The sequence below is a fragment of the uncultured Algibacter sp. genome (genome assembly GCF_947487605.1).
In the GTDB taxonomy this organism is placed as follows: Bacteria; Bacteroidota; Bacteroidia; order Flavobacteriales; family Flavobacteriaceae; genus Algibacter_D.
Map to the genome: position 1 here is coordinate 1 of NZ_CANKXK010000078.1, position 336 is coordinate 336.

The following is a 336-nucleotide window of genomic DNA, read 5'->3' on the forward strand; positions in this document are numbered from 1 at the left end:
AGCCCCAGCACTTGTTATTAACGAAGTTGGTGACGATACAGATAATAGTTCTTGTGATTATGCAGACCAAGTCGCTTTAAATTTGGCCTTCCAAGGTTTCCTAGATCAATTTGGAGAAAGTGGCGGATGCAGGCCACAAGGGTCATTTGCTGATGAATATAGTGCTCCTGTATTATGTGAAGGAGGAACGGTTGTTGTAACTTATAATGTTACAGATACTTGCGATAGTGGATCTGAAACAGCCACGTTTAGTGTAACAGCACCAGCTAAGATAGCAGTAGGCACACCACCGAGTGATGCCATGGCAGATTCATGTACGTTTGCAAATCAAGGAGA

The 336-nt window shown here is 43.2% G+C and carries 1 protein-coding gene; it reads left to right on the top strand.

What is annotated here, in order from left to right; all coding sequences use genetic code 11:
• The coding region (locus tag Q0739_RS15010; protein WP_298239546.1) for a hypothetical protein at window positions 1-336 on the top strand (336 nt) is incomplete at both ends.